Source organism: bacterium (assembly GCA_022616075.1).
Lineage (GTDB): Bacteria > Acidobacteriota > HRBIN11 > JAKEFK01 > JAKEFK01 > JAKEFK01.
Genome location: JAKEFK010000003.1, coordinates 1 through 7,427, shown reverse-complemented (window position 1 = coordinate 7,427; position 7,427 = coordinate 1). Strand labels below are relative to the sequence as shown.

Below are 7,427 nucleotides of genomic sequence, written 5' to 3'. Positions count from 1 at the left end.
CATTCTGGTCGTACATCTGTTTCGCATTTGCCGGATTTGAACTCATTACACTGATGGGTGGAGAAGTAAAAAATCCCGCGATCAACATTCCGCGTTCGATCATTGTCGGAGGCGTGATTGCAACAGTGATTTATGTTTTGGGAACGGTCGCCTTGATCGTGTCCTTGCCTTCAGAACAAATCAGCATGATCAGCGGAGTCCTGCAAGCAATCGAAGCGCAGGGAAAAGCTTTTGGAATACCGTATCTTGAAAAAATACTGGCAGTGCTTTTGATTCTGGGAGTTTTTGGCGCTGTCGGGGCCTGGTTATCCGGTTCGGGCCGCGTGCTGTATTCGATCGGCGCAGACCGCTACCTGCCGGGTTCCTTTTCGAAAATTCATCCGAAGTGGAGCACGCCCTACATTTCTATTCTGACGATGGGCGTGATCTCCAGTCTTCTGATGATCCTCAGCGCAGCAGGATCCACTGCCGAACAATTCTGGAAATTACTCCTGAGCGCAACAGTAATCATTTATTTCATACCTTACCTTTATTTGTTTGTTGCTTATTTCGGGTTCATGCGCACAAAACAAATGCCGTGGAATTTTGCAGGAGTGGCTTCAGTGGTTTTAGGATTTTTGGCGACCGCTGTGTCGATTGTAATCAGCATGGTTCCTCCGCCTGACGATCCCAATAAACTGCTTTACCTTGTGAAGATTGTTGTTGGAACAATTGTAACCATCGCCATCCCCATCATTCTTTATTTATTACAGGGTCCACCGCCGGACTCCAAAAATTAGTTGACTTTGTCAACTATTTTTCCGAATAAGGAAATCGGAATAGCTTGTCTTGCAGCCCACTGCTCCATTTGTTAATATTATTCCCTACCACTGACGACGCGCGACGCGAAGACTCGCTAACGCGTCGACGATCTTTTGCGCCCTTAGCTCAATTGGACAGAGCGCCTGCCTACGGAGCAGATGGTTGGGAGTTCGAGTCTCTCAGGGCGCACTCCCCAATATCCCCACCTGTTCCCTTGACGTTCCTCCCCCCATAAATTAGACTATAGTCTAATAATGGACCATAATCTAATAATCGTTGGATCCAGAAGGGAGCGTAAGGCGGAAGCGACACGGCGGCGACTTTATGATTCGGCCATCCGGCTTTTTCAGCAACAGGGATACGAGAGCACGACGGTTCAGGATATTTGTAACGTCGCGGATACCGCAAAACAGACTTTTTTCAATTATTTTCCGAGCAAGGAACACATCCTTGCTGCGTATCACGATGAGCTGGTCCGCAAGATTCTGGCAGAGCTTTCTGAGCTCCATTCCGCATCACCGAGAAAAATGGTTCTTTCAGCAATGAGCATTTTTGCTGCAGCCGCAGAAAAATCGGTATCGATCAGCCGCACGATATTGCGTCACGTTTTCGCAAGCGATGTCCTGAAGGCCACCGATCAGAAAAATGAAGCGCAGATCCATTCCTGGTTTCGATCACAATTTCGTGACGCGGTGCTTCGAGGTGAGATGCTTCCCGGGATGAATGTTGCACTACTGACTGCTGTTGTGATGGCGATCCTAAGCTCAACCGTTCAGGAATGGATTGTGTCCGAAGAAAGTTTTGATTTGGAAGAGTCCCTGGTGCGGCGCGTCCGGTTTTTACTCGACCTGGGAAGAAAAAAAAGATGAACGAAATCCTTGCTATTTCTCTGTTGCTAGGCTGCGAAGGAGCGTTCATTTCCGATTCCGGAAAACTTGTGACGGTCTCTAAGTTCGATCCGGGCGACGGTGAGGAACGTTTGTTCTTTATGGATTTTGAATCCGGCTATGCCCGTATTCTGTTTGAAAACGCGGGTGAACTTTCAGGCGGACCCGCTTTGTTTTCTCCTTCGCCTGTCGAATTAAAACTCGGATGCACTGCTCAAACGATTGAATGGAAAATTGCCGAAAAACAATTCTCAGGGAACCGGTTGTCCATGAAACAGGAACAAGTCGAATTCAGCAACGGCAATGTCCGCCTGAGCGGAACTCTACATCTGCCTTCAACGGCGCCGCCTCATCCGGCAGTTCTTCTCCTTCATGGATCCGGTAAGTCAACGCGTTACTCCTTTGGTCCGATGCCGCTTTTCTTTGCAGCAAACGGTTTTGCTGTTTTGACATATGACAAAAGAGGAACCGGTCAGTCGCAGGGAAGTTTCCCTGCTGCTACCTTTCAGGATTTTATCGGCGATGGAGCCGCGGCAATTTCTTACTTGCGGTTCAGGAAAGATATCGATGCTTCGCGCCTGGCTGCGTGGGGAAGCAGTCAGGGAGGGTTCATTGCCGCAGGAGTGTCACAGCGATCCCGCGAGATTCGTTTGCTGATCAACCAGTCGGGAATGTTTGTGCCTGCATGGAAGCAGGAAGTCTACAGGGTCCGATCTGAGATGGAAGCGCAAGGATACGCAGCGAAAGAAATCGAGGAGGCCTTGGACTATCTGAATGAGTTTTTCAACGTTGGCAAAACCGGAAAGAATTGGAAGCAACTCAATGAATGGATCGCGCGCCTGGAAAACAAAGCGTGGTTCGGGCTGCTCCCAAGAGTAGAGAATCGGGAGGAACTGATGTGGTTCTGGAAAACGGTATACAGTCAGGATCCCGCTTATTACCTTGAAGGAGTTCAGTGCGCGGTTCGCGGAGTATTCGGTTCGCTCGATAAATCCACACCTGTAACGGAAACGATTTTAAACATGAGAAGTACATTGAAAAAATCCGGGAATCCGGACTTCAAATCTGTGATTATTCCGCGAGCCAATCATGGCCTTCTTGAAGCAAAGAGCGGAAGCGAAACAGAAATTCCCGCCCTAACGCATTTTGTTCCTGAGGCATTCGAGGTCCAGAAAAAGTGGCTGCTGGAGCTGATATCAACTCAACCGAAACGATTACGCCCATCATAGCCAGTTTTCGACATGCAATTCCGCAAAGAGAGCAAAGTCTTTTATATTGCCTGTCACCAGGATTAGATCATTTGTTCTGGCAATTGCAGCAATTTGTCCATCCACAAAACGCGGAGCTTTTCCGATAAGAGTCAACCGGGCCCGTTCCGAAGCGTGCCATTCTGCAGCGGTCGTGTCGTAAGAAAGAATCGGTACGGATGGCCAAACCACATTGCTAAGATAATCTTCGATGTTTCGGCGTTTCACCGATGAAGGTAAGCGCCAACATCCAAACAACATTTCATGCCAAACCGGAGTTGCAGTAGCAATCTCGCCCTGATGCGCGTGCAGTTTCTTTAAAGTTTTTGGATTGGGAATTGCTTTGAGCGGTTCTGAGAGGATATTTGTATCAAGTAGGAATTTCACTTATCAAAATCAACGTGGCGACCACTGGTAGGATCTCTTAAATCGTCAAATTCATCTGACACAGAAGAACTTTTGTCCATTCGTTTGCGAAATTCTCTGAGTCGATCCCAAAACTGCCCCTTGTCTCGCCTGGTATGCTGATATTCCTGTAGAGAGATTAGGACGGCTACGGGCTCTCCTCGACGGGTTAACTCAATGGATTCGCCTTTCTCAGCTTCATGCACGACTCGGGCCAGTTGATCGCGCGCTTCAGCAATCGAATATCGTTTGGGAGTTACTTTCTTTTCCATAACAAATGGCTATATAGATGGCTATCTTAAATGTTTCGGGAGTTTTTTGCAACTTTTGCAGAATTACCGTCTAGTGACAGATTTTTGCGTGAATGCGGTTATACTGAGACACGGAAAATGGAAGAGCTCCGAATTCCCAAAGTTTCTGTCGACATCATCTGTCATACGGTTCACCAGGAAGTTCTTTCCGGTGAAATTTTCCTGGATCAGGTCAGCACTGCCGGATACACGACTGCGCAGGTTCTGGAATTCTTCAACTCCCCTGACGCTTATTTTCCGCTGCGAGTCTCAACCGGAAAGTCCATTCTCCTACAGAAACTAAGTCTGTTGCGTGTCGATGTGCAGGGGCTTTTCCATGAATATGAAACGGAAGTTTATTCTTCTGTCGACCTCAAACGGGAAGCCGTCCTTCACATGACAAATGGCATGACTCTTCGCGGAAATTTTATTATCGATATGCCCTACGATCACGCACGCACGTTGGATCTGTTAAATGTCGCCGGGCGTCACTTCGTGCCATTTTTGTTGGAAGACACGATCAATCTCATTCATACACTCTATCTTTACAAAGTTGAAGAGAATTAAATGGCCCGCGTTGACAATCTGCTGAAGTACGCCACCAGCATCGGCGCATCGGATGTTCATGTTTCGCCGAACGGATCTCCCATGCTGCGTCTTCATGGGCTGTTAAAACAGGTCAAAGGAAACGTGTATTCCGCGCAAGATACCGCTTCTTTGATCCAGGAAATTTTGACGCCTCCGCAAAAGGAACACTTTGAAAAGGAACTGGAGCTTGATTTCTGCTATGATGCGCCGGGCGTCGGCCGTTTTCGAACGAATATCCTCAAGCAGCGGAAAGGAATGCAGGCGGTTTTCCGCGTAATCCCATCGCAAATTCCGGCACTGAACTCTCTTGGATTTCCCGACATCGTAACGAGTCTTACACAATTTCATCAAGGAATGATCCTCGTTACCGGGCCTTCAGGTTGTGGCAAATCGACTACCCTGGCGGCATTGATCGATCACATCAACAGACAGGAAAAAGTGCACATCATCACCGTGGAAGACCCGATCGAATTTGTTCACTTGAACCAGCTTGCGAGCGTCACACAAAGGGAAGTAAAGCGGGATACGGAAAATTTTGCAACGGCTCTGCGGGCCGCCCTCAGGGAGGATCCGGATGTGATCCTGGTTGGAGAAATGCGGGATCTTGAGACCATTTCGATGGCAATTACCGCGGCCGAGACCGGACACCTGGTTTTCGGAACATTGCATACCAAAAACGCGGCAAAGACGGTCGATCGCGTCATTGATGCGTTTCCTCCCTCCAAACAAAGCCAGATTCGCACCATGCTTTCCGAATCGATTCGAGCGGTGGTGTGCCAGCAACTGGTCCCCCGCGCAGATGGAAAAGGGAGAGTGCCGGCTTATGAAATTCTTTTGACCAATATGGCGGTTTCGAATCTGATTCGGGATGGTAAAACATTTCAAATACCCTCCGTCATGCAATTAGCGACGAAAGAGGGCATGATCTCGATGGATCAGTGTCTTTCAAAACTGGTCGCTTCAAGAACGATCACTTACGATCAGGCAGTTTTGCGCGCAGAAAGCAAGAAAGCGATTGTGAGAGTCTGAAATATGGCCAAACTGGACGCTTACTTGATGCGCATGAAGGATATGGGAGCATCCGATCTGCATCTGATGGCAGGCGCTCCGGCCAAAGTAAGGGTTCATGGAGAACTCGATGCGATTCCCGGGGAACAGGTGTTGACGCAAAGTTTTCTAGCCACTCTGCTTCTTGAAATCATCGATCCCGCTCAAAAAACGGAATTCAACCGAAGTCATGATCTGGATTTTGCATATGGCCTGGAAGGAATTGCGCGTTTTCGCTGCAATTATTGTTTTCATAAAGGAGGCGTTGGAGCAGTTTTCAGAATCATCCCGGAGAAAGTTAGATCGCTTACGGAGTTAAATCTTCCATCCGCGATCGAAAAATTGGCGCACTTGCATTCGGGACTCGTGCTGATCACAGGTCCCACCGGCAGCGGGAAATCCACAACGCTCGCCGCGATCATTGATGTAATCAACTCTACTTACGAAAAACATATTCTAACAATTGAGGATCCGATCGAGTTTGTCCATATGAATAAGCGCTGCCTGATTACTCAGCGTGAAATTGGTCATGACACGAAAGAATTTGCCAACGCCCTGCGTGCTGCATGCAGAGAAGACGCTGATGTTGTGCTGGTTGGAGAGATGCGAGATCTGGAAACGATTTCACTGGCGCTGTCCATTGCAGAAATGGGGCAGCTTGTATTCGGGACCCTGCACACGAATAATGCTACCCGCACAATCGACCGGATTGTGGATGTGTTTCCAGCTGACCAGCAAGGCCAGGTGCGCATCATGCTTTCCGATTCGCTGAAAGGAATCGTTGCTCAACAACTCCTGCGCACCAAAGATGGGAAAGGGCGAGTCGGTGTTGTCGAAATACTCTTCGGGTCCCCTGCTCTCAGCAATATTATTCGTGAAGCCAAAACGCAGCAGATTCCTTCTTTGATTCAAGCAGGCAAAATCGAAGGCATGCAATCGATGGATACTGCCCTCCTGGATCTGGTCAAGAAAGGAACTATCACCGCAGAGGAGGCTTACTGGAAAGCGCAGGATAAGAAGCTATTCGAATCTCTAATGAAAACTCCTTAGCTCTTTGAACAGAAGCACGCGAAGATCACGAAGAATTTTAAATCTTTGCGTCCTTTGCGATCTTCTGTTCAAATTCTAATCTTTCAAGTAGGATGTGAGCTCTTCAACATGGACGGCGCGGTTTTTTGCTTCGTCCTCTGTTATGAATCCCGCACGAACGAGCTGAGAGAGAGAATCTTCCAGGGTCAGCATTCCCATTTTCCGGCCGAGTGTCATTTCCGAATGAAGCTGGTGAAGCGTTCCTTTTCGAATATGATGCCTGACCGCATCGTTTCCGATGAGGACTTCGCACGCTACAACGCGACCTTTGCCATTCTGCTTCGGAATCAGTTGCTGATAGATGATTGCCGTTAGAGCCATCGACAACTGTTGCCGGATTTGCGGTTGTTGCTCAGACGGAAAGACATCCACAATACGATGGATTGTCTGGGCTGCATCGTTCGTATGAAGAGTGGTGAACACAAGATGGCCTGTCTCTGCAGCAGTCAAAACGGTGCTGACGGTTTCCAGGTCACGCATTTCACCAACGAGTATCACTTCAGGGTCCTGTCGCAATGCGGCGCGCAAAGCCTCCGCGAAACCAGGCGCATCTGAGCCAACTTCTACCTGTTCAACAATCGAATTGCCGTGGAAATGTTCGTATTCAACGGGATCTTCGATTGTGACAATGTGACGTCTCTGCTGCCGGTTGATCAACGCAATCAAAGCTGCAAGTGTCGTTGATTTCCCGCATCCTGTGGGTCCGGTAACAAGGATGAGTCCGCGTTTGAGCCTGGTCAAATCCTCAAGGGAGATCGGAAGACCGAGCTCCGCTACAGATGGAATCGTTCGCGGCAGAAGCCGAAAAGCGGCGCCAACACCACGGCGTGTCCTGTGTAGATTGATGCGAAAACGTCCGTTCGAAAATGCAATCGCAAGATCGACCGCGCCGGCTGCGACAAATTGTTGTTTGCGCTCCGCCGGCAGGAATGGCGCAAGAAGCGTTATTGCGTCATCAGCAGCAAGTGGAGCCTCATTCAAAGGGACCAGCGTCCCGTTTACTCTTATGGTTGCCGGTGCGCCGGGAACCAGAAGCAGATCAGTTCCGTCGCGCTGCACGACTTCAGCAAGGT

General features: G+C 48.9%; 9 protein-coding genes and 1 tRNA gene. 7 read left to right on the top strand and 3 right to left on the bottom strand.

Features of this window, described 5'->3' with window-relative positions:
• The 4 genes from L0156_00255 to L0156_00240 all read left to right on the top strand — a co-directional run.
• Positions 1-779 (top strand): APC family permease (locus L0156_00255; protein ID MCI0601423.1); only part of this gene is annotated, 779 nt, incomplete at its 5' end.
• A gap of 137 nt (positions 780-916) precedes the next feature.
• Positions 917-990: transfer RNA gene (locus L0156_00250), tRNA-Arg, on the top strand.
• A 65-nt stretch (positions 991-1,055) separates the two neighbouring features.
• Positions 1,056-1,670, top strand: coding sequence for a TetR/AcrR family transcriptional regulator (locus L0156_00245; GenBank protein MCI0601422.1), 615 nt, complete (start codon positions 1,056-1,058; stop codon positions 1,668-1,670).
• The gene (locus tag L0156_00240) at positions 1,667-2,917 is read left to right on the top strand and encodes an alpha/beta fold hydrolase (protein ID MCI0601421.1); all 1,251 of its coding nucleotides are present in this window, start codon (positions 1,667-1,669) and stop codon (positions 2,915-2,917) included. Before L0156_00245 ends, L0156_00240 begins: the two co-directional genes overlap by 4 nt.
• Here L0156_00240 and L0156_00235 read toward each other — a convergent pair.
• Together L0156_00235 and L0156_00230 are read right to left on the bottom strand one after the other, a co-directional pair.
• On the bottom strand, positions 2,912-3,322 hold the full coding sequence (locus L0156_00235) for a type II toxin-antitoxin system VapC family toxin (protein MCI0601420.1): 411 nt from the start codon (positions 3,320-3,322) through the stop codon (positions 2,912-2,914). The two genes, L0156_00240 and L0156_00235, sit on opposite strands and share 6 nt — an antisense overlap.
• Positions 3,319-3,612: a type II toxin-antitoxin system prevent-host-death family antitoxin gene (locus L0156_00230; protein MCI0601419.1), complete on the bottom strand. Its 294-nt coding sequence runs from the start codon at positions 3,610-3,612 to the stop codon at positions 3,319-3,321. The genes L0156_00235 and L0156_00230 overlap by 4 nt, the downstream gene beginning before the upstream one ends.
• 117 nt (positions 3,613-3,729) lie before the next feature.
• On the opposite strand from L0156_00230, the gene L0156_00225 reads away from it, so the two are divergent.
• From L0156_00225 to L0156_00215, 3 genes are read left to right on the top strand one after another with little or no spacing between them, the layout of a single operon-like run.
• Positions 3,730-4,197, top strand: a complete 468-nt coding sequence (locus tag L0156_00225; protein MCI0601418.1) for a hypothetical protein — start codon at positions 3,730-3,732, stop codon at positions 4,195-4,197.
• A complete protein-coding gene (locus L0156_00220; GenBank protein MCI0601417.1) occupies positions 4,198-5,247 on the top strand; it encodes a type IV pilus twitching motility protein PilT in 1,050 nt (349 codons plus the stop codon).
• Positions 5,248-5,250: 3 nt separating this feature from the next.
• Positions 5,251-6,315 (top strand): type IV pilus twitching motility protein PilT, encoded by a 1,065-nt coding sequence (locus L0156_00215; protein ID MCI0601416.1) that lies wholly within the window; start codon positions 5,251-5,253, stop codon positions 6,313-6,315.
• 75 nt (positions 6,316-6,390) lie between these two features.
• Here L0156_00215 and L0156_00210 read toward each other — a convergent pair whose 3' ends face one another.
• On the bottom strand, positions 6,391-7,413 hold the full coding sequence (locus L0156_00210; protein ID MCI0601415.1) for a PilT/PilU family type 4a pilus ATPase: 1,023 nt from the start codon (positions 7,411-7,413) through the stop codon (positions 6,391-6,393).
• Between the last annotated feature and the right edge of the window lie 14 nt (positions 7,414-7,427).